The 21,682-nt window shown below is 45.8% G+C and carries 19 protein-coding genes; 9 read left to right on the top strand and 10 right to left on the bottom strand.

Features of this window, described 5'->3' with window-relative positions; translation table 11 throughout:
• Positions 1–11: 11 nt before the first annotated feature.
• Together J7545_RS09155 and J7545_RS09150 are read right to left on the bottom strand one after the other, a co-directional pair.
• The gene (locus J7545_RS09155) at positions 12–2,222 is read right to left on the bottom strand and encodes a tetratricopeptide repeat protein (protein ID WP_318719482.1); all 2,211 of its coding nucleotides are present in this window, start codon (positions 2,220–2,222) and stop codon (positions 12–14) included.
• A complete protein-coding gene (locus J7545_RS09150) occupies positions 2,212–3,582 on the bottom strand; it encodes an ATP-binding protein (RefSeq protein WP_318719481.1) in 1,371 nt (456 codons plus the stop codon). The genes J7545_RS09155 and J7545_RS09150 overlap by 11 nt, the downstream gene beginning before the upstream one ends.
• A 95-nt stretch (positions 3,583–3,677) precedes the next feature.
• On the opposite strand from J7545_RS09150, the gene J7545_RS09145 reads away from it, so the two are divergent.
• Both J7545_RS09145 and J7545_RS09140 read left to right on the top strand, forming a co-directional pair.
• Positions 3,678–4,652, top strand: coding sequence for an acetamidase/formamidase family protein (locus tag J7545_RS09145; protein WP_318719480.1), 975 nt, complete (start codon positions 3,678–3,680; stop codon positions 4,650–4,652).
• Positions 4,649–5,434, top strand: a complete 786-nt coding sequence (locus J7545_RS09140; protein WP_318701420.1) for a sulfite exporter TauE/SafE family protein — start codon at positions 4,649–4,651, stop codon at positions 5,432–5,434. Before J7545_RS09145 ends, J7545_RS09140 begins: the two co-directional genes overlap by 4 nt.
• Here J7545_RS09140 and J7545_RS09135 read toward each other — a convergent pair.
• On the bottom strand, positions 5,418–5,963 hold the full coding sequence (locus J7545_RS09135) for a gamma carbonic anhydrase family protein (protein ID WP_318701419.1): 546 nt from the start codon (positions 5,961–5,963) through the stop codon (positions 5,418–5,420). The two genes, J7545_RS09140 and J7545_RS09135, sit on opposite strands and share 17 nt — an antisense overlap.
• 186 nt (positions 5,964–6,149) lie before the next feature.
• Between J7545_RS09135 and J7545_RS09130 the strand changes: the two genes are divergently transcribed.
• The 3 genes from J7545_RS09130 to petE all read left to right on the top strand — a co-directional run bounded on the left by J7545_RS09130 (position 6,150) and on the right by petE (position 7,604).
• Positions 6,150–6,659 carry a TIGR02652 family protein gene (locus J7545_RS09130; protein WP_318701417.1) on the top strand — a complete coding sequence of 170 codons (510 nt, stop codon included), beginning with the start codon at positions 6,150–6,152 and terminating at the stop codon, positions 6,657–6,659.
• 11 nt (positions 6,660–6,670) lie between these two features.
• Positions 6,671–7,087 (top strand): VOC family protein, encoded by a 417-nt coding sequence (locus tag J7545_RS09125; protein ID WP_318701416.1) that lies wholly within the window; start codon positions 6,671–6,673, stop codon positions 7,085–7,087.
• Positions 7,088–7,226: 139 nt separating this feature from the next.
• Positions 7,227–7,604 (top strand): plastocyanin, encoded by a 378-nt coding sequence (gene petE / locus J7545_RS09120; RefSeq protein WP_318722998.1) that lies wholly within the window; start codon positions 7,227–7,229, stop codon positions 7,602–7,604.
• A gap of 159 nt (positions 7,605–7,763) precedes the next feature.
• On the opposite strand, the gene J7545_RS09115 is transcribed toward petE, so the two are convergent.
• The 4 genes from J7545_RS09115 to J7545_RS09100 are packed head-to-tail and all read right to left on the bottom strand — an operon-like array spanning position 7,764 to position 11,486.
• Complete coding sequence (locus J7545_RS09115) at positions 7,764–8,921, bottom strand: GTPase family protein (RefSeq protein ID WP_318701414.1); 1,158 nt, start codon at positions 8,919–8,921, stop codon at positions 7,764–7,766.
• Between the two features lie 27 nt (positions 8,922–8,948).
• Positions 8,949–9,398, bottom strand: coding sequence for a universal stress protein (locus J7545_RS09110; RefSeq protein WP_318701413.1), 450 nt, complete (start codon positions 9,396–9,398; stop codon positions 8,949–8,951).
• 34 nt (positions 9,399–9,432) lie between these two features.
• A complete protein-coding gene (locus tag J7545_RS09105) occupies positions 9,433–10,509 on the bottom strand; it encodes an anthranilate phosphoribosyltransferase family protein (RefSeq protein WP_318701411.1) in 1,077 nt (358 codons plus the stop codon).
• A 29-nt stretch (positions 10,510–10,538) separates the two neighbouring features.
• Positions 10,539–11,486 (bottom strand): LysR family transcriptional regulator, encoded by a 948-nt coding sequence (locus tag J7545_RS09100; RefSeq protein WP_318719479.1) that lies wholly within the window; start codon positions 11,484–11,486, stop codon positions 10,539–10,541.
• Between the two features lie 201 nt (positions 11,487–11,687).
• On the opposite strand from J7545_RS09100, the gene J7545_RS09095 reads away from it, so the two are divergent.
• A complete protein-coding gene (locus tag J7545_RS09095) occupies positions 11,688–12,710 on the top strand; it encodes a DMT family transporter (RefSeq protein WP_318719478.1) in 1,023 nt (340 codons plus the stop codon).
• A 156-nt stretch (positions 12,711–12,866) separates the two neighbouring features.
• Positions 12,867–15,695: a preprotein translocase subunit SecA gene (secA, locus tag J7545_RS09090; protein ID WP_318701408.1), complete on the top strand. Its 2,829-nt coding sequence runs from the start codon at positions 12,867–12,869 to the stop codon at positions 15,693–15,695.
• A 126-nt stretch (positions 15,696–15,821) separates the two neighbouring features.
• Here the strand turns inward: secA and hpsE (J7545_RS09085) are convergent, their stop codons facing one another.
• The 3 genes from hpsE (J7545_RS09085) to clpB are packed head-to-tail and all read right to left on the bottom strand — an operon-like array spanning position 15,822 to position 20,445.
• The gene (gene hpsE, locus J7545_RS09085; protein WP_318701407.1) at positions 15,822–16,796 is read right to left on the bottom strand and encodes a hormogonium polysaccharide biosynthesis glycosyltransferase HpsE; all 975 of its coding nucleotides are present in this window, start codon (positions 16,794–16,796) and stop codon (positions 15,822–15,824) included.
• A 14-nt stretch (positions 16,797–16,810) separates the two neighbouring features.
• Positions 16,811–17,785, bottom strand: coding sequence for a hormogonium polysaccharide biosynthesis glycosyltransferase HpsE (gene hpsE / locus J7545_RS09080; protein WP_318701406.1), 975 nt, complete (start codon positions 17,783–17,785; stop codon positions 16,811–16,813).
• Between the two features lie 11 nt (positions 17,786–17,796).
• Positions 17,797–20,445: an ATP-dependent chaperone ClpB gene (gene clpB, locus J7545_RS09075; RefSeq protein WP_318701404.1), complete on the bottom strand. Its 2,649-nt coding sequence runs from the start codon at positions 20,443–20,445 to the stop codon at positions 17,797–17,799.
• Between the two features lie 363 nt (positions 20,446–20,808).
• Here clpB and J7545_RS09070 point away from each other — a divergent pair, with 363 nt between their 5' ends.
• Both J7545_RS09070 and J7545_RS09065 read left to right on the top strand, forming a co-directional pair.
• Positions 20,809–21,114 (top strand): element excision factor XisH family protein, encoded by a 306-nt coding sequence (locus J7545_RS09070; protein WP_318719486.1) that lies wholly within the window; start codon positions 20,809–20,811, stop codon positions 21,112–21,114.
• Positions 21,102–21,314, top strand: coding sequence for an element excision factor XisI family protein (locus J7545_RS09065; protein ID WP_318701403.1), 213 nt, complete (start codon positions 21,102–21,104; stop codon positions 21,312–21,314). The genes J7545_RS09070 and J7545_RS09065 overlap by 13 nt, the downstream gene beginning before the upstream one ends.
• Positions 21,315–21,682: the final 368 nt, after the last annotated feature.

The following is a 21,682-nucleotide window of genomic DNA, read 5'->3' as shown; positions in this document are numbered from 1 at the left end:
TTCTAGGTAAATCACTTCTTCAACCACCACGGCATTAACTTCAAAATAAACTTGAATAACTTTAATACTAAATTGCGCCAGCCAGTAGAGTTATCGAGTTGCCGTTCTATAACTTCTATAACTTTGTCATAACTATCTATTGCTTTGTTGTAGCTGGAGAAAGCTTCCTCATACCTTCCTAACTTAAACAAAGCAGCACCGCGATTGTACCAGGCAGTTGAGTTATCCGGTTGCAATTCGAGGGCTTTGTCCAAACTAGAGAGAGCTTCTTCATACCTTCCTAGGTTAACCAAAGCAGCACCGCGATTGAGCCAGGCAGTTGAGTCATCCGGTTGCAGTTCTATGGCTTTATCATAACTGGAGATAGCTTCTTCATGCCTTCCTAGATTAATCAAAGCAATGCCGCGATTGAGCCAGGCATTTGAGTTATCCGGTTGCAGTTCTATGGCTTTGTCCAAACTAGAGATGGCTTCTTCATGCCTTCTTCGGTTAACCAAAGCAGTACCGCGATTGTACCAGGCAGTTGAGTTATCCGGTTGCAGTTCCAGGGCTTGGTCATAACTAGAGAGAGCTTCTTCATGCCTTCCTAGGTTATCCAAAGCAAAACCGCGATTTTGCCAGGCAGTTGAGTTATCCGGTTGTAGTTCTATAACTTTGTCGTAATTACAGAGAGCGTCTTGATACCTTCCTAAGTTAATCAAAGCCAAGCCGCGATTGTACCAGGCAGTTGAGTCATCCGGTTGCAGTTCTATGGCTTTATCATAACTGGAGATAGCTTCTTCATGCCTTCCTAGCTTACGCAAAGCCAAGCCGCGATTGTTCCAGGTATTTGAGTTATCCGGTTGCAATTCGAGGGCTTTGTCCAAACTAGAGAGAGCTTCTTCATGCCTTCCTAGCATACCCAAATAAAAGCCCCGATTAGGCCAGGCACGAGAGAAATTTGGTTGCAGTTCCAGAGCTTGGTTAACACTAGAAAGAGCTTCTTCATACCTTCCTAGCTTACGCAAAGCAATGCTGTGATTGTTCCAGGCATTTGAGTTATCCGGTTGCAGTTCCAGGGCTTTGTCGTAATTACAGAGAGCGTCTTGATACATTCCTAAGTTAATCAAAGCAAAACCGCGATTGTGCCAGGCAGTTGAGTTATCCGGTTGTAGTTCTATAACTTTGTCGTAATTACAGAGAGCTTCTTCATACCTTCCTAAGTTAATCAAAGCCAAGCCGCGATTGTTCCAGGCTCTTGAGTCATCCGGTTCCAGTTCTATGGCTTTATCATAACTGGAGATAGCTTCTTCATACCTTCCTAGCTCATCCAAAGCAAAGCCGTGATTGTTCCAGGAAATTGAGTCATTCGGTTCCAGTTCTATGGCTTTATCGTAACTGGAGATAGCTTCTTCATACCTTCCTAGCTCATGCAAAGCAAAGCCGCGATTGTGCCAGGCTCTTGAGTTATCCAGTTGCAGTTCTATGGCTTTATCGTAACTTGAGATGGCAATCAGATGATCCTCTCCACTCGCAAATAACAACCCTTGTTCAACTAACCAATCTGCTTTTTCGGTTGCTAGTTCGGATTGATTGATTTTCTCCCGTAACCGATCAATTCTTTCCAGGCGCTCAACTGTGGAAAGCTGACTATATTCGCTCAATTCTTCCCTCTCTATCCTGGTTTGCTCCTCATTGGCTGAGTTGGAAATCACAAACAATCCCACTCGCCAGTCATAAAAATCGGGAGCGCGAAGCATAAAGTAGCGCACAGCAAATCGACGCATGATGAAGATAATGGCACAAGGAAGAGCTTCCCAAAACCCTTCCCGCACTTGATTTAAATGATTGAGGAGGGGAGGCACATCTTGGGGATTGTAGTCTCGCACCTGAGTCTTATTCCAACCTAGCGAGAGCTTCGCATCTTCATAGGCAAACAAAGCTTGCTCGATTCCCCGCACCACCAATACCGTAAAGTCCTCTTGCTCATAGAGTGCCTTCGCCTCTAGGTAGAGCGTTGTCGATTCCCGGTTCAGTTCTAGGAGGGCAACCTTCCCCGTCCCGAAACTCTGTTGTAATCGCTCAACCGTTTCCTGCTCTTGGGGTGAACTGCTGTACTGCACAAAGAACCAACCCGCCCCCTCATTCTGGCGAATCCCCCGCATTAAGCGCTGCCAGACTTCCTCTGCGGTTTCCGGTTCTAGCTCCTCTTCCTCCCAATCCAAAAACGCTTCAGCCTTCATGCTCCCCACTCTGGAATTCTTGCCAGCGCTGCTTAAACAACTTCGAGCCACGAATCAACGGATGCACATCTTGCCAGAGCATCTGCTCCTCATTCTCATCAAAATAGCAATACTCCAAAATGCAGCGCCGATAGAGTAAATCGCGATAGTCCTTATTTTTGCGTCGGTATTTCGTCTCGTGTACATCCAACAATAACGGCCAATCCGACTCTTGCAGCGTCTCCATATACACTTGTCTATATTCAGAAATCGCTCGTTTCACCGTTTTCTGGGTAATGGGTAACGCTGTACTCCGGTTCACGGCATTCCGAACCATATGCATCAAGTCCCGCAAATGCCCCCCGCAGCTAAAACACAATAGGTTTACCGTATTCTCTTGATCAAAAACCTGCGGCACTAACTCCAGTTCTGAACTGACATAAGCCACCCGCCGTTCCAGAGCCGTTCGCAACTTAGCCATTCCCAGCTCGTAAATCTCACCGTCCTCTGACTGTACCATCACCATCGGTAAGACTTGAGTTTTGTCATAAATACTTCCGAGTTCGCTATATGCTCTAGAGTAGAATAAAGAAATTGGCGCAGTATAGATCATGTGGCAATTCAGTCCGCGCATCATTGCCGATTGAGTAATATAGATATCCTCTAGATTGGTACGTGCTTCTTCCTTCTCTTGAATGGGCACAATCCGGTCAAGATTATCGGCAATAATCACCACCTGATTAGCATGATCCCCATTCTCTTTTGAAGCCTTTGCACTATTAATAAATTCGTTCAGCGCCTTCACCAAAGACTCCGTATTCTGTTCCACCAGCTTACGAATCTCTTTCCGTTTACTCGGTTCAGCACGAATCGCCGCCGTAATTTTTACCAATTGGGATAAAGCTACACTAATATTCAGTTGCTCTAAGGATACTTCCGTTAATGCCAACTCCGTTAGCTCTTTCCGCCTTGCCTCTAGCCAATTCTGAATGGGTGACGCATCTGCTTCATCTTTCAACTTCTCCAACAATTGCCGAGTACAAGAAATGAGAATATCTTGATATTGAGTATCCTGAAAGCTTAAATCCCCCGCATCATCCGTCGCTGCGGCAAAGTACACTACCACAAAGCCCTGGTCTTCTAAATATTTCGCCAACCGCATTAATTCCGTTGACTTCCCTCCACCCCGATGTCCCGAATAGAGCTGATAAGTATTATTGTCATCTTTAACAATGTAGCCCCCCAACTGGCTAATAATATCCTTCTCTTCGTCTCCCCGCACTGACTCACAATCGACATACCGAGAATCCCCCGGCTTCAGAGGCATATCGGGGCGAAATGAATTAAACAGTTCTTTCAGCAGCAGGGCATCCGTATTCATCTGACGACTGGCTTTGGTTCAGGACTTGGCACTTCATTATATAGGAAAACGAGTAGAATCCAGGGAGAATAAAGACCCGTGACCTTGATTCACCTATGAAAGAACATTTCTTAAAAGCGACTTGCGAGACAGTACATTTGGGGGGATTTTCGGATCGAATTCCGCCAGTGCTTACGGTGGAGGGGGGCGATCGCATCCACATCGAGACCTATACTGGATTTTATCTGAGTAAGGAACGCGATCGCGCCCCCCAAGCCTTCTTCCCTCCAGAACTGCTCAACATCTGTCACCATCTCCCCCCTGAGCGCAAAATCGGCCCCGGCCCCCACCTGCTCACCGGCCCCATCTACATCCAAAACGCTCAACCAGGCGACATCCTAGAAATTCGTCTAGAGCAAATTACCCCCAGTTTACCCATCGGTTTTAACGCCATTCGTCCCGGTTGGGGAGCCTTACCCCAACAATTTCCCGATCCTGCTCTACGCTTCATTCCCCTAGACCTAGACCAACAAATTGCCCACTTTCCCGGTCATCCAAACCTGAAAATCCCCCTTCAGCCCTTTTTTGGTATTATAGCCGTTGCTCCCCCCTCAGAACCCCATTCTTCCATTCCTCCAGGCATATTTGGAGGTAATATGGATAACCGAGAATTGCAAGCCGGAGCGAGGCTATTTTTGCCCGTCCAAGTCCCTGGAGCCTTACTCTCGGTTGGCGATGGTCACGCAGCTCAAGGAGATGGCGAAGTTAACGTCACCGCCATTGAAACCTCCATGAATGGAACCCTTCAAGTGATTCTCCATCCAAACTTTCCCCTTCCCGTCCCCCTGGCACAAACCCCAACCGACCTGATTACCATGGGATTTGCCCCCACCCTAGACGAAGCTTTGGAACAAGCCTTAGAACAGATGATTCAGGTGCTGGTATACTGCACAGATCTCACCCCAGAAGAAGCCTATGTTCTCTGTAGTTTAGCCGCTTCTTTTCGGATTACCCAAGTCGTGAACCGACCGCAAAAAGGGGTTCATGGCCTATTTCCCCTAAAGATGCTTCCTCAAGGTTTTCCAGTATGACCCCAAACCAAATTATTTTATTAGCCAGTGGAGGACTCTTTGCCGGAATTCTAGCCGGTTTTTTAGGCATTGGTGGGGGAACGGTTTTAGTGCCCCTATTAACCACATTAGGGTATTCTCCGGTAGAATCTGTTGCCACCAGTAGCCTCTCCATTTTAATTACTGCCAGTTCGGGAACCGTGCAAAACTGGCGCATGGGTTATTTAAACTTATCTCAAGTCTTACTCTTAGGATTACCCGCAATTATTACCGCTCAATTTGGGAGTATTTTCGCCGATCGCATTCCTTCCCATCTCCTCCTATTTTCGTTCGGCCTTCTCCTACTGCTCAACCTCTACTTAGTGCAAGTCCGCAAGAACATTACCCAAAACCCACTCACCATTGAGAAACCCAAGTTTAATCCCACCTTCGCGAGAATGATTACCGGATCGATCGCCGGAGTTATGGCGGGATTTTTAGGCGTAGGGGGAGGAGTGATTATGGTTCCCTTACAAATTTTATGGCTCGGCGAAACCATTAAAGATGCTGTCCGCATCAGTTTAGGGGTGATTGTCATCACCTCCCTATCCGCTTGTGTCGGTCATGCACTGCAAAATAATGTGGTCCCCTTAGCTGGAATTTTATTAGGAAGCGGTGGATTAGTGGGGGCACAAATCAGTACCCGATTTTTGCCAAAATTGGACGATCGGGTGATTACATTTTGTTTTCGTCTACTGTTAGCACTATTAGCGATTTATGTCTTTTGGCAAGCATGGCTTCAGTGGACTATTCAGGGACAGTAAATCCTATCTCTGTTCCTTTATTAGCGTGAACTAGAGCTAACTGATAATACTTCTGGGCATGTTTAATTAAATCATCAGCTTGCTCTTTCGAGAGTTCTCGCGATCGCTTTGCAGGCATTCCCACCACCAGAGAAAAGGGCGCGACATCTTTAGTTACCACTGCTCCTGCACCGACAATAGAGCCTTCACCCACGGTTACGCCATCGAGAATAATAGCCCCAATACCAATTAAAGATCCTCGGCCGATGTTAGCACTATGAATGACAGCTCGATGGCCCACGGTAACATACTCTTCTAGAATTGTGGGTTTACCCGGATATCCGTGTAAAATTGCTCCATCTTGGATATTGGTATAGTCTCCAATCTCAATCCGTTCCACATCGCCTCGAACCACTGCGCCATACCAAACACTAGAGCCTAAGCCGAATTGAACGTTACCGACTAGGGTGGCATTCGAGGCAATAAAGGCTGCTGGGGAGGTATCGGGGAGTTCCCAGTAGGTGGGAAACGTAGGATCAGAGGGATTCATGTTGGGTTTGTACTCAAATGACAATGACAGTGAGACCTAGTAGGGCAAATTTTTTTCACCCTTACAGATACCTGATATATATAGCGCGAACTGCTAGCACATTCCCCATTCCCTTTAAAGCGCTATAACCTGCCATGTGTTACAATCCTTGGCACAAGTGCGATTTCTTCTGGCAAAAAACGCTCCATGATCAACCCTGTGTTTCAATATCCCGTCTTCGGGCCAGAGATACAGTGTCCTCACTGTCGTCAAATGATTCCAGCGTTGACATTGACGGATACCTATCTTTGTCCTCGTCATGGTGCGTTTGAATCCGATCCAAAAACTAAAGAGCTACTCCATCTCCAGTCTGGCCGTCATTGGCGACTCTGGAAAGACCAATGGTATCGACAACACACCCATCCAGATGGCATTCGCTTTGAGATCCATGAGGGTTTAGACCGGCTTTATACTCAAGGATATCGGGCGACTAAGATTATTATTGCTCGCCGCTATCAGGATTTAATTTATTCTTATTTAGAACGCAATTCAACTTGGCGCAATAGTAAGGATACCCAACCCCCTAAATTATATGGATTGCCGGTTGAATTTAGTCCCGACCCGTCGGAGGAACCGTGCTGGGAAGTGATTAATTTTGATTTGGAGAAGGAACCGGGCGCACCAGTACGTTATCCTTATTTCCGTTTGTTTGAGTAAGCAGAAGTCTCATGCACCATGTTTCGATTCGCACGGGTAATATTCATGAGGCGATCGCCTTTTATGAGATCCTGGGATTTGAGGTGACGGAGCGCTTTACTACAGGTATGACGTTAGCCTGTTGGCTGGAAGGATTAGGGGGACGGATCGAGTTAATCCAGATTCCTCAACCCCGCCCAGCCGCCGATGCCTTTGGGGATGAACACTATACGGGATATTATCATCTGTCGTTTGATTTAACAGATTCAGTTTCGGATTTACCGAGTTGGTTACAGGATTTACAAGCAAAAGTAACGGCTTCTCCCCATCCATCTCCCCTAAAGGTTTTATTAGCACCGATGCAACAAATGATTGGCGATCGCGTTTATGAAGTAGTATTTATTGCGGATAGAGATGGGTTACCCCTGGAATTTTTACGCCGATTATAGGGCTTTGAGTCTGTTATTCATCTCCTCATTCCCTCATGGAGAGAACTTGGCACTGTATGGATAACGCGAGATCTGAAAAAGTGGCCGGAGTATCGTACAATAGAAAATTAAGAAATCCTTAAGTTAAATCGTCTTTGAGATGAAATCTATGAAAGCTTTGGCTCGAACTCTTGTTTGTGTGGCGATCGCCATCCTTCTGAGTGTTGGCATCAACCTCGCACCAGCCGCAGCAGAGACCATTGAAGTAAAAATGGGCGCTGATAACGGTATGCTGGTCTTTGTTCCCAGTAATATTGAAGCCTCTGCTGGCGATACCATTACTTGGATCAATAACAAGCTTGGCCCTCACAACGCTGTAGTTGAAGGACAACCTAAACTCTCTCAGAAGCAACTTCTGTTTAAAACGGGTGACAGCTACACTACTGAAATCCCTAGCGATCAGGCATCGGGAAGCTACACCTTCTATTGCGAACCCCATCGCGGTGCAGGAATGCAAGGTAAACTGATCATTAAATAGGATCTCTCTTGAATCGAGTCTAATGATCTTACCCCCTTGAATAATTCCCCTCTCAAAATAGAGAGGGGTTTTTATTGGCGAATTCTATACAGCGCTTTGCGCTGGGGAATAGGGAATAGGGAATTAGGGAATAGGGAATAGGAAATAGAAAATGCCCTATTAATTATTCTTAAACCGTTCCTTTGCTCCTTGAAACGCTTCACGCATTACCAACTGAATCTTACTGGGATCGGGTTTTTTTCCACCCATTAAATCGCCAAAATACACACAAGCCGTTTCCCCTAATGCAAATGTATAAGCGGCTGCCCAAGATGCGGCGATCGCACTACCAAAGCCTGGAATAAACTTCACTAACTCTCGGCCAATGGCTTGCGCCACAAATCCACCGGCGATCGCACTCACCAGTCCTCCCGCCTGAGACACACTCAAGGTTTGGCCATAAAGTTTACCCAATACTCCCACCATCGATGCTTGCAGTGCTGTTAACACCGGCATCGTTGCAAAGGGCAAGGGAACCGCCGCCGCCGTTGCCGCCATAACTGAAAATGCAGCAATATATCGCCGTCCTACGTCCCGATAGAGGTTTCCTAACTGCTTGCCCACCCCCTGATCCAAAAGCTGATAAATAGCGCGAGACTCAGCTTCTGGTAGTAAATCTCCCAGAGTATCCCGCAATTGTTCCAGACCATAAAATACCGGTGTATACCCATCTTCCTCAAGGGTAAAATCAATTAAAATCACCCGATCCGGTTCCAGGGAGCGATCGCCCTTAAATCCCTCCTCAATGGCAGACGCTGCCCGTTGTAAAGACTCAAACTCTGGAGGATAGGGCGGGTGATTCTCCACATCCAGAGGATACAGCTCATGCAAACAAGTAATCGCCAATAAACAAGGAACTTGAGGATACTTTTGACGCAGTTGTTGTACCACTTGACGCAGACTATCCGTGGCAAAATCATTAATCTTAACCGTTAAAATCAAGACCTTTGCGCCAACTGCCTCCCCTTCCAACTCCTGCGCCAACTCTTCAATAATCTGCTCCGTATCCTGCTCGACATCCCCCAACCCCACTGTATCCGTAAAAATCAGTAGGGGTAAATCTTCCGAAGGATAAGCATAGCGCTCGGTATGTTGGGTATGGGGACGAAACCCTTGACCGACTATTTCCGCAGAAATCCCGGTTAGTCCCCGTACGATCGAACTTTTCCCCGTTTGCGGTTTCCCAATTAGTAGTGCTTCTGTCGTTGGTAACTCTGAGCGCACCCGATCTAGAATTTGGGCAATTTGCTCCTCACTCACCCTAAACCACTTGAGCATTGACGTTTCCCAAAACTTTCTCAAAACTTACTGTGCGAGTTCTTCCTTGGGAGGAATAACCAAAACTGGACAGGGAGCTTTAGGCAAAATTTCTTGACTTACACTCCCGAAGAGAAATTTTTGCAGACCACTGCGCCCATGGGAACCGACAATAATTAAATCAGCACCTAATTTTTCCGCCTCCTTTAACAAGGCTGGCACAGTCTGGCCTTGAAGTAATAACCCCACTGTATCAAATCCTCGATCCCGTAGCGATTTAGCTTCTTCTTGAATGTGATGATGTTCATTTTTGTAGATTTCGGCTAGACGGTCTCTTTGGTCTTGAGGCCCGGTGGACATACCGATAAATTCTGGTTCTGGATCGGCAATATGAATGAGCCATAGCTTGCTCTGGAAGATTTGGGCAAAAGTCTGAGCATGGGCGAGAATTTCAGAGGTTTGGTCAGAAAAATCTAGGGCAACAACTATCTTTTTCATAGAGAAACCGAATCATAAGGAATAGGGTTATGGCTTAAGGATTGACCTGTTTGCGCAGGTTTTCCAGAGTTTTAGCGATTTGGTCTCCAGAGAGGAGATCTTTAGCCATGGATAAACCCGTCTCTACGCTATCACAATACCCACAGCGCCACAGATAAAATCCACCATTCCAGATTGCAGAGTTTAAGAGAGGGGTGGGTTGATGGTCTAAAATGGCCTTTAGGGAAGCGATCGCCATCTCTTCTGATTCTAAGGACAGATCGGATGGAGTCAATCCATAGTCTCGACAGTTAATACAGAAGCGCTCGAGAACGATTTCTGGCTTCTCAGTCCCTGAAATCTCAACAGAGCGATCGCCACTGAGTCCAGTAATAGCAGTCCGAGACAGGGGGAGATCGCAACTTCCTTCTAAGCCTTTGATAGTCGTCAGTTGCTCAATCCCACGTAGGGCTAAAGTTCGTTTAAATAGGGTTTCTGTCGGAGGATGCACGTACCCCGTCATTAGATGAACGGGCCCAGAATAGGGACACCACATCAGTTCAATAGTTGCGAAAGGCGGCCGTTTACCAATTTCTTCCCGGAATGAAACTAAACTATCAGCCCTCGGAAAATGCTGAGGTAGATAAACAAATCCTAAACCCGTTTGGTTAAAAATCTCCTGAGTTTGATCTAGGGAAAGCGATTCCCAATTTACGCCTAATCCTTTCCACAGGTCAATCAGGGGAATGCCATATTTACTGGGCATCCGAGTTCCTCCATGGAGAATCACGGGGATACCCACCCTGTTGAGCATGAGGACGGTAATGATATTGACTGGAACTAAGCGCGATCGCCCATCGTAGGGAATTCCCAGAACCACTACCTTTTCTCCGTCCTGACGTGGACTTAATTTTTGACCCAACTCGTCATAAGTATCCAAAATTCCAGCTAACTCTTCTGGTGTCGGTCGTCTCATTCGGTGAGCAATCATAAATGCACCAATTTGAGCAGGTGTGGCTTCTTGAAGTAGCATCTGTCGTGCGGCTTGGGCCGACTCTGTGCGAGTTAGTAGTTTTCCAGTATGGGGGCCACTCCCTACTTTTTTTAACAGCTCTCGGAAAGAATTACTCATAATTTATTCCCTATTACCGATTACCTAATTTATCTTCCACTTGCAATTATTGCTTGTCGAGCAAATTGAGGCGGAATACATTCTAGGGCTAAGGTACGAAACTTTTCAATAGGGGGAATTTGCAGCCGATCTTTAGTGGTGACTAATACCACATTACGCGTTAGAGGTTTTCCTCCATCATGAACGCTCGGTTGTAGGGGACAGGAAATCACGCTGGGATCTTCACAGGCTAATCTTATGGCTGATTCGGGTAAAATAGCGAGGAATTCTCCTTGGCGAATCACACCTCGAAAAGCGTCTAAGGTATTCAGTTCTAAAACGGCTCGATAGTGAAGATTGTGTTTGCTAAACTGCTCATGAACCAGTCGTTGCATTCCATATCCATCCTTAAATAGCACTTGCGGATAGTGGGAAATAGCTTCCCAAGATAACCCTTGTTCTTGACGTAAAGGATGATCGGCTGCCATTAACACGGCAATAGTTTCTTCAAAGAGGGGATCGACTACCAACTCAGCACTAGTGGTTAAAAAACGATTTTGCATAACTAGGGCTAAGTCTACTAAACCATCTTTAAGCACTTTCAAGGCGCGATCGCTCCCTAAAGCTGTTACTCGTAACTGAACATCTGGATGAGACCAACAAAATCGCTGTAAAACGAGGGGTAAACCATACGAACAAAGGGAAGGAATGGCGGCGACACACAGTTCCTGTTGCTTTCCCGCTAACAGTTCCGAGATTTCCTGTTGAGCCGTTTGCCATTCTTGGCAAATGCGTCGAGCATGGGGAAGTAGAGCGGCTCCACCCACTGTCAATTTGGCGATCGAAGAACGATGAAATAAGGCCGTTCCCAAATCTGCCTCTAATCCTTGAATTTGTCGGCTAATCGTTGATTGAGTGACCCCACACTCATGAGCTGCCTGTTGAAAGTTTCCAGTTCTAGCAACGGATAAAAATGCTTGTAATTGCTCTAAACGCATAGGCTGCCTAGCCTATCCCTAAGTCTAAGTTATCTTAGAACCTTAGCGAACATTACACCTATATTTGGTATTTAGGACTACAATTGATCGATTAAAAATTAAAAAGTAAAAATTCAAAATGGGTATGACTTGGAGAAAATTTATTCTACTGACGCTAACATAGGATCGACAGGGCAACCCTCACCCCATTCCCCATTCCCGATGAATCTCCTCGATCGCCTTCCAGGACGCATTTATTTAATCTTAGCAACCCTGATTTTTGCTGCCTCCAGTTCAGTCACTCGTCAAATCATCAACTTAGGAGAACAACACCTGATTAACGGTCGAAATCCTATCTCTTTTTGTAATGTCTTATTGGTCGGCAATATTTGGGCATTGATTATTTTAACTCTGCTCTATCGTCAAGAAATCCAGACCCATCCCTGGAAAAAACTGAAGAGCAAAGATTGGGTATTCTTAAGCCTGATTGCCCTATTATCAGGAGCATTAGGGCCAGCCCTTATATTTTGGGCTTTAGATCAAACCAGCGTCAGTAATGTAATCCTGATTGGCAGAATTGAACCGCCACTGACGTTAGCCTTATCCGTTCTATTTCTTAAAGAACGAGTCAATCTTTGGGTAATTGCTGGGGCTATCCTGAGCTTTCTCGGAGTTGGGTTAACCGTACTCATTGCGCCTGCTTCAGATTCTATGGTGGAGATGGCAACATTCGAGATCGGAGTTGGGGAATTGTTAGTCATTGCTGGAGCAGTAGCGACGGCGATCGCCACTATAATCAGTAAAATTACCCTACAACACATTTCTCTCGGTTTTTTTAGCCTCTATCGCACCACCCTAGGAACCCTAATTTTCTTCACGATCGTAGTCAAACTCTTTGGTTGGTCTCATTTTACCGATGTTTTTGCCCCTGTAATTTGGCAATGGATGTTAATCTACAGTGCCATCATCGTGGTTGGCGGGCAATTTTTTTGGCTCAAAGGACTCAAACTCAGCAATGCGTCCGAAGTCTCCCTTGTTAATGCCTTCAGTCCCTTAGCTGCCATAGTCTTTGCCTATCTCATTGTCAGAGAAGTTCCCACCCTCGGCCAGTATATCGGCGGCTCAGTCATTGCGATCGCCATCATTCTCAACCAAATCGGCCTTAATCATCTCTCCCCTCCCCCTTCTCCCAAACCCTTATCCGCTTCTGGACTAGACCGCTCCGTTGGCTTTAAAGGCATGTAATATCCCTATTCCCCATTCCCTAGCGCGAATAGGGGAGATAGAGATGCCGGGATACGGTGATTACCCATCACCCATTACCCATTACCCATCTTAGAGGTGATACCATGAGGAGAAGTTTTTAATTACCCTCAAAGTGTCTGGTAGAGTACATCGATTATGCTGAAAAACCTGTTTGGTGACCCCAACACCCGCAAACTCAAAAAATATCAGCCCTTCGTTTCTGACATCAGCCTCTACGAAGAAGACATTCAAGGTCTATCAGACGACGAATTGAGGGGCAAAACCGCAGAATTTAAGCAAAGTTTGGAAAAAGCAGGTTCTGAGCAAGCACAAAAAGACTTACTCGATGACATCCTCCCCGAAGCATTCGCCGTCGTGCGCGAAGCAGGCAAGCGCGTCTTGGGAATGCGCCACTACGATGTACAAATGATTGGGGGGATGGTTCTCCACGATGGCCAGATTGCAGAAATGAAAACCGGGGAAGGAAAAACCCTGGTGGCTACGCTTCCAGCTTATCTAAACGCCCTCACCGGCAAAGGAGTTCATGTGATTACCGTCAATGACTACCTGGCCCGTCGGGACGCAGAATGGATGGGGCAAGTCCATCGGTTCCTGGGATTAAGCGTGGGTTTGATTCAACAGAATATGCCCCCCTCAGAACGCCGCAAAAACTATAACTGTGATATTACTTACGCGACCAACTCCGAAGTCGGATTTGATTATCTACGCGATAATATGGCTTCTTCCATGGCTGAAGTGGTGCAGCGGCCGTTTAATTTCTGCATCATTGACGAAGTCGATTCCGTCTTAGTTGATGAAGCGCGAACCCCTCTGATTATTTCAGGCCAAGTAGACCGGCCCAGTGAAAAATATATTAGAGCGGCTCAACTGGCCCAAGGTTTGGTTGCCTTAGATGAGGAAAGTGGTAATGGCCATTATGAAGTCGATGAAAAGGCCCGTAATGTGCTGTTAACCGATGACGGATATATTGCCTCTGAAGAATTTTTACAAGTTGCCGACTTATTTAATCCAGATGACCCTTGGGCCCATTTTGTCTTTAACGCGATTAAGGCCAAGGAATTATTTATTAAGGATGTTAACTATATTGTCCGGGACGATGAAATTGTCATTGTGGATGAGTTTACCGGTCGCGTAATGCCGGGTCGTCGCTGGAGTGATGGACTGCATCAGGCCATTGAGGCTAAAGAGCATGTAGAGATTCAGCCAGAAACCCAAACCTTGGCTAGCATTACCTATCAGAATTTCTTTTTGCTCTATCCCAAGTTATCGGGAATGACGGGAACGGCAAAAACAGAGGAAGCGGAATTTGAGAAGATCTATAACTTAGAGGTGACCATTGTTCCCACCAACCGACCTACAGGGCGCAAAGACATGGCCGATGTGGTGTATAAAACAGAGGAAGCGAAGTGGAAAGCGGTAGCAAAAGAATGTGCTGAACTTTACCAAGAAGGTCGGCCAATTCTGGTGGGAACCACGAGTGTGGAGAAGTCGGAGGTCTTGTCAGAGCTGTTGAGCGGATTGAGTGTGCCCCATCAGTTGCTGAATGCGAAGCCGGAGAATGTGGAGCGGGAATCGGAAATTGTGGCGCAAGCCGGGCGCAAAGGGGGAGTTACCATTGCCACGAACATGGCAGGACGGGGTACAGATATTATACTCGGTGGAAACGCGGATTATATGGCCCGGTTGAAGTTGCGGGAGTATTTTATGCCCCGAATTGTGAAGCCAGAAGATGAGGATGGCTTGGGCGTACAGAAAGTGGCGGGTACAGGTAAACGGAAGGCTGCCCAAGGGTTTAGTTTGGATAAGAAGGTGAAAACATGGAAAGTGTCCCCGAAGATTTTCCCCACCGAGTTGTCGGCGAGTACTCAAGCTAAATTGAAAGAAGTCGTTGATTTTGCCGTAGCAGAGTATGGGGAGCGCTCTTTACCGGAATTGACGGCTGAGGATAAGGTAGCGGTAGCCGCAGAAAAAGCGCCGACCAATGACCTGGTGATTCAAAAACTGCGGGAAGTGTTTAATCTAATTCGCTCGGAATATGAGGAATTGACCGACCAAGAACATGACGAGGTGATTAACCTCGGTGGTTTGTTTGTCATTGGTACAGAGCGCCATGATTCTCGGCGTATTGATAATCAGCTCCGAGGTCGTGCGGGTCGTCAAGGTGACCCTGGAACGACAAAGTTTTTCCTCAGCTTACAGGATAACTTACTGCGAATTTTTGGGGGCGATCGCGTGGCCGGTCTGATGAATGCCTTCCGCGTGGAAGAAGATATGCCCATCGAGTCAGGAATGCTCACCCGTTCTCTGGAAGGAGCGCAGAAGAAAGTCGAAACCTACTACTACGACATCCGTAAGCAGGTGTTTGAATATGACGAGGTGATGAATAACCAGCGCCGAGCCATTTATGCCGAGCGTCGCCGCGTCTTGGAAGGACAAGACTTGAAAGAACAAGTGATAGCCTATGCCGAACGAACCATGGACGATATTGTGGAAGCCTATGTTAACCCAGAACTGCCCGCCGAAGAATGGGATTTGGGGCAACTGGTGAGTAAAGTCCAAGAGTTTGTCTATCTACTCAGAGACTTACAACCCCAACAACTCCAAGACCTGAGTTTTGCGGAGATGAAAACCTTCTTGCACGAACAAGTCCGCATTGCTTACGACTTGAAAGAAGCAGAAGTAGACCAAATTCAAGCGGGGTTAATGCGTCAAGCAGAACGGTTCTTTATTCTCCAGCAAATTGATACCCTCTGGCGAGAGCATCTCCAACAAATGGATGCCTTGCGAGAGTCTGTGGGACTGCGTGGTTATGGGCAAAAAGACCCATTGATTGAGTATAAGAGTGAAGGCTATGAACTGTTCTTAGAGATGATGATTTCCATTCGCCGCAATGTAGTTTATTCTCTCTTCCAGTTCCAACCCCAAGGACAACCCAAAGCAGCCGCTCAACAGGAAACCGTTTAGATAATAGCCGTGAGAAGAAACTGGGTTTCTACCCAATACACCAGAAACTCAGTTTCTAGGTTATCGTGGGCAGATAGCGATTCTCTTTTCTATAATCCCAATTTGCGCTTGTTTCTCGTCATAGCATTATTTATGGATCAAAGTTGTATAAATTCCTAAGAATGGACTATACATCTGGCCAATTTTGCATTGCAACTCACATTGTTTAGAGAAATCATGATCTAAGTCATGGCGATTTTTGTAATAAAACATCATCACTCTTAAACCACCACGTATAAAATATGCAGGTCGAAGCAACTGCAACCAGGGACGTTGCCAAGGATAATATCGTGCTAAACGAGTTAAATGATTGGATAAACCATAACCTCTAGCTAACTTCAGAAGATAGTCTTCTTGTAGGCGGTGAGCATAGATATGATGCCAAATCTCCATTTTGGGATTATGCCAAACTTCCCAGGAACTATTTTGGATATAAAGCATCATTTCTGCATCTTCACCCGCAGCCATTGTCCTTGGATCTCGTCCTGAAATTAACAATTTTTCTGGAGCAGGCATCGCCTCTTGCCAAGCTTCTTTACGAATCACAACACCGGGTGCAGGGGGAATTCTGCGAATCTTATTACTACGTTTATATTGGAAAGGCTTAGAACCGCGATTGCATATGGTTAGATAGTTTTTCATCTGGCGAAAATAACTGGGTGGATCGATATCCAGTTGGGCATGAATGATTCCACCATACGCACCAATATTAGGATTTTTTATGCCAAAATCAACACTTTCTGCAACCCAATTTGCTTTCGGTAAATTATCATCATCTAGAAACCCGATTAAACTTTTACTCTTGGCTTCTGCTACCGCACGATATCGGGCATAAGTTGCCCCTTGACGACTCTCAAATGTATAACGAAGTTGACTATCTGTACGCCAAGTTTTCCCATATTGCAAAACGACTTCGCGAGTGTTATCTTCGCTATTGTTGTCAACCACTAAAACTTCCCAGTTGATACAGTTTATCTCTTGCTTCAATAAACACTCTAAAACTTCTGGAATCCTTGTGGCTCCATTATAAGTAATAATTGCAATGGTAAAATCTACTGTCATAAGTAATGAATCTCTCAAACTTTAGACCTATCAATTGTCTTATTAAAATACCCTTGCATCCACAAATAAAATGGACTCCTCAAACTATTGAGGAGAATTTCTAATTGACAGGTTGCAACGATATCAGATTGGACGCGATCGCGGTAGCGCAACAGCAACATGACAAGCTTTCTGGTATCATTGATCATATAGAGGGGATAAATTAAAACCCTCTGCCAATCCTTAGCTTTCAAGGTACGAGTGACATATCGACTCAGACCAATTCCCCGAAACATCTGAATTAAATAATCTCGTTCTAAACGCCAAGGGGGAATTTTATGATCCAATTCCATCGCTGGATTGTACCAAATATCCCAGCCTTTGTTTTGAATGTAGGATAATAGCTCTAAATCTTCACCACTAATAAACTTACCGTTGATTCTGCCACTTAAGGTTAGTTTTTCCGGCACACTTTCTAACCACGCTTGTTTGCGAATGACAACACCAGCACCTGGAGGAAGGAGGTTATTTTGAGGAGGGTAGAGTCGGGGTTTAGAACCTCGTTCAACCAGAGCTAAATAAGGTAGGAGAGGTTTAAGCTCTTCTGAAGGAGGAGATTCAAATAAACCGTGAACCTGACTACCCAAGGCTCCCGCTTTAGGATGTGCTTGCCCAAACTGATAAGCTGAAATCAGCCAATTGGGATAGGGCAAATTATCGTCATCCAGGAAGCCTACCCACTCTCCTCGCGCTTCTTTGAAGGCACATTGTCGAGCAAAGGACAGTCCTTGTTGTGGCTCAAAGATATAGCGCAAGGGAATATCTAAATCCCAATTTTCTTGGTACTCTTGGAAAATTTGTTTAGTCTTGTCCGTACTGTTATTATCCACTAAGATAATTTCCCAGGAGAGCGAATCAACTCCAGTTTGTTGGCGCAATTTATCCAAAACTTCTGGAAACCGGTTTGCGCCATTATAGGTGGGGATAGAAACGGTAAATTGTACAGACATTTTTCCTCTCTTTACTCGGAGATCGAGGCAACGGGTTCGGGTTTTGGAGATACAATTACATCACTAAGTTTACTGAAGGCGAGCGCACCCTCTTGGCAATCAATTTTAATGATATCGCCTTCGATGAAGCTATTGTCTAAAATTCGGGTGGCGATCGCATTTTCTACCTGTTTTTGAATCGCCCGTTTTAGGGGACGGGCCCCATAGACCGGATCGTAGCCTGCTTCCACCAGATGGTCAACCGCAGTCGGGGTAATTTCCAGCGTAATCTTTTGTTCCGCTAACAACTGCTGAGTGCGTTTGAGTTGAATATGGACAATACTGCCCAATTCCCCTTTACCCAAGGCATGGAAGAGGATCAAATCGTCAACGCGGTTGAGAAATTCCGGTCGAAACTGTTTGCGGAGTGCCTTTTGTACCCGTTTGCGCATCTCTTCATATTGGCTATCATCGCCGGAAACATCCAAGATATGCTCCGATCCAATATTACTGGTCATCACAATCACCGTATTGCGGAAATCAATCGTCCGTCCTTGGGAGTCCGTGATTCGACCATCATCGAGGACTTGTAGCAAAATATTAAACACATCCGGGTGCGCTTTTTCTACTTCATCTAATAGCACCACAGAATAGGGACGACGACGGACTTGTTCGCTCAACTGTCCCCCTTCCTCGTATCCCACATATCCCGGAGGCGCGCCTACTAAACGGGAAATGGCGTGTTTTTCCATATACTCGGACATATCAATTCTGACCATGGCTTCTTCCGAGTCGAATAAACTGGCAGCGAGCGATCGCGCTAATTCCGTTTTTCCCACCCCTGTCGGACCCATGAACAGGAATGAACCGATGGGACGACCGGGATCTTTCATTCCTGCTCTGGCACGGCGGATGGCTTCAGAAACCGCCTGTACAGCCTCATGTTGACCGACCACTCGCTGGTGTAAATAGCTCTCCAGGTGTAGCAGTTTTTGCCGTTCCGACTCCAGTAAACTATTGACTGGAATACCCGTCCACTTAGCGACAATTTCGGCAATATCGGCTTCTGTCACTTGTTCGCGCAATAGAGCCGAACCTTGTTCTTGTAGCTGTTGAAGTTGTCCTTCTTTCGTTTCCCGCTCCCGTTCCGTTTTCTCTAATTTGCCATATTTGAGTTGCGCTGCCCGATTTAAATCATAAGCCCGTTCTGCTTGTTCAATTTGCACGCGCAACTGGTCTTCTAATTCCTTGAGGATATTAATATCATCGATCAATTGTTTTTCCCCTTGCCATTGATCGTTTAATTTTTTCTGTTCTTGCTTGAGTTCGGTAATTTCTTGCTCAATGCGTCTGACTCTTTCTTGGGGTTCTTTGGTTTGTTCCCCATCCAAAGAGAGTTTTTCCATCTCTAATTGCATGATCCGGCGATCTCTAGTTTCCAGTTCCACCGGTTTGGAGGTAATATCCATTTTCAGTTTAGCAGCCGCTTCATCGACTAAATCGATCGCCTTGTCGGGCAAGAAGCGATCCGTAATATACCGGTTGGATAACTTCGCGGCTGCTACCAGCGCCGAGTCCGTAATTTTAACTCCATGGTGGACTTCGTAGCGCTCTTTTAATCCTCGCAGGATGGAAATGGTATCTTCGACACCGGGTTGATCGACATAAACTTGTTGGAAACGACGCTCTAGAGCCGCATCTTTTTCAATATAATTGCGGTATTCATCCAGAGTCGTTGCTCCAATACAGCGCAACTCGCCCCGCGCTAACATGGGTTTGAGTAAATTGGAGGCATCCATGGCGCTCGACTGTCCGGAACCGGTTCCCACTACGGTATGTAGCTCGTCGATAAAGAGGACAATTTGCCCTTCAGAATGGGTAACTTCTCGCAAAACTGCCCGCAGCCTGGCTTCAAATTCCCCGCGATATTTGGCTCCGGCGATTAAACTGCCCATATCGAGGGTAATCAGTTGCCGGTTTTTCAGAGACTCTGGCACTTCATTATTAACGATACGCTGCGCCAAGGCTTCGGCGATCGCCGTTTTTCCTACTCCTGGTTCCCCAATTAACACCGGATTATTTTTCCGTCTGCGGGAGAGGACTTGTATCACCCGCCGAATCTCCTCATCCCGCCCGATAACGGGGTCTAAATTGCCCGATCTCGCCAATTCTGTCAAATCTCGCCCATATTTCTCCAAAGCGTTGTAGCTATTTTCTGGGGCTTGATCCGAGACGGTTTGACTGCCGCGAATGTCTTTGATCGTTTGTTCGAGTTGGGTGCGGGTGCGGTTAAACCGGCGCACCAATTCCCTGCCAATCCGTTGATCTTCGGCAAGAGCCAGTAAAATATGCTCGACGGAGATATATTCATCATTCCAAGCTTGGCGGGCACTTTCGGCTTCATCGAGGAGCTTATCTAAACTGCGACCAAGATACAGTTGGTCAACATTGTAGGTGGTTTTCTGCCGACTATCAAACTGGTTGAGTTGCTGTAATAACCGTCCTGGATCAATTCCCGCCTTTTCTAGAATAGTTTTAGCCAGTCCTCCTTGCTCCAAAAGGGCGATCGCCACATGCTCGACTTCCAACTGCTGATGTTTCCCTCGACGAGCGACATCCTGAGAGTTGACAATGGCTTCCCAAGCTTTATTGGTAAATTTCGATGAATCAGTTGGCTGCATGGTTAGGGTAATGGGCGATCTTCGCGCTTAAGCTTACTATTATTATGATCAATTCTTTGATTTAAGATACCAGGCTCGCCGCAAACTCGCCCCATGCCCACCCCATCCGGCTAAAGTTTTGTCTTTTGACGGTATTTGTAAAGCATTATTACAAAATTTGCCTTCCTGATTTGGGTGATGCTTTTTTAGATGAATTCGTTCGCACTTTAGATCGCATCAAACGGTTTCCTGAAGCCTGGTCGTTTTTATCAGCGAATACACGATGTTGCCGTATGGGGCGTTTTCCTTATAGTGTTATTTATTAAATTCAAGAGGAAGACAGAATCTTAATTGTGGCGGTGATGCACTGGCAACGCAAACCCCATTACTGGGAAAATCGACTTTAGGCTGTCGGCTGAAAAGGGCAACCAAAAGATTGCTGCCGAAGTTAAAAGCTTTATTGGCAAATCCCGGATTAATGATTTAGAAAAGGCATTAGGACAGTATATTCTTTATTATGATATCATGCAAGAAACATATCCAGATAGAAGTCTGTATCTCGCCATATCAGAAGATGCATTTGAAGAGATTTTTACAGAACCTGTTGGAGAAGTTCTATTAAGGAAAAAACGCCTGAATCTAATCGTTTTCGATGAACAGCAGGAGATAATTGTGCAATGGATTCCCTAGATCGTTATTATGAAGTGATTAAAAATATTCTGGTAGAATACGCAAAACTGCCCTATGCCCATGGGAGGCTAGAGCGCAAACGGGTTATTGGAGAAGATCGCCAGAATTATGTATTGTTAACCGTCGGAGAGTTGCAGGGAAAGCGCGTCCATAGTTGTATTGTGCATATAGAAGTGGTTGGGGATAAAATATGGATTTGAGTTTTGGGATATCCAGGAAGAGCTAGAACGTTTATTCTGCCGAAAGGTTGATTTGGTTAGTAAGCAGGGTATTGGGAAAAGTCGTAATTGGTTAAGACGTAAATCAATTCTGGAATCAGCGCAGGTGATTTACAGTGAGAAATTTTTGTAGGGGCGAAAAATTTTTTGCCCCTACATATACCGTTATTGTAGACAGATTAGAGTGTCTCAGTGTTAATTGAATCAACTATACCCCTCTTTTGTCACTCTGCCGAATCAAGTGAGAATTAAGTGAAGGGATTTATGCTGACGAAAAAAAGTATTGAAATTGATTGACACGGTGCAGCAATGGGTGAAGTGATGAGAGTAATTGCCAATCCGGAAAAACT

This window comes from Roseofilum sp. SBFL, assembly GCF_017746885.1.
In the GTDB taxonomy this organism is placed as follows: domain Bacteria; phylum Cyanobacteriota; class Cyanobacteriia; order Cyanobacteriales; family Desertifilaceae; genus Roseofilum.
This window is presented reverse-complemented; position numbering and strand designations above follow the sequence as displayed.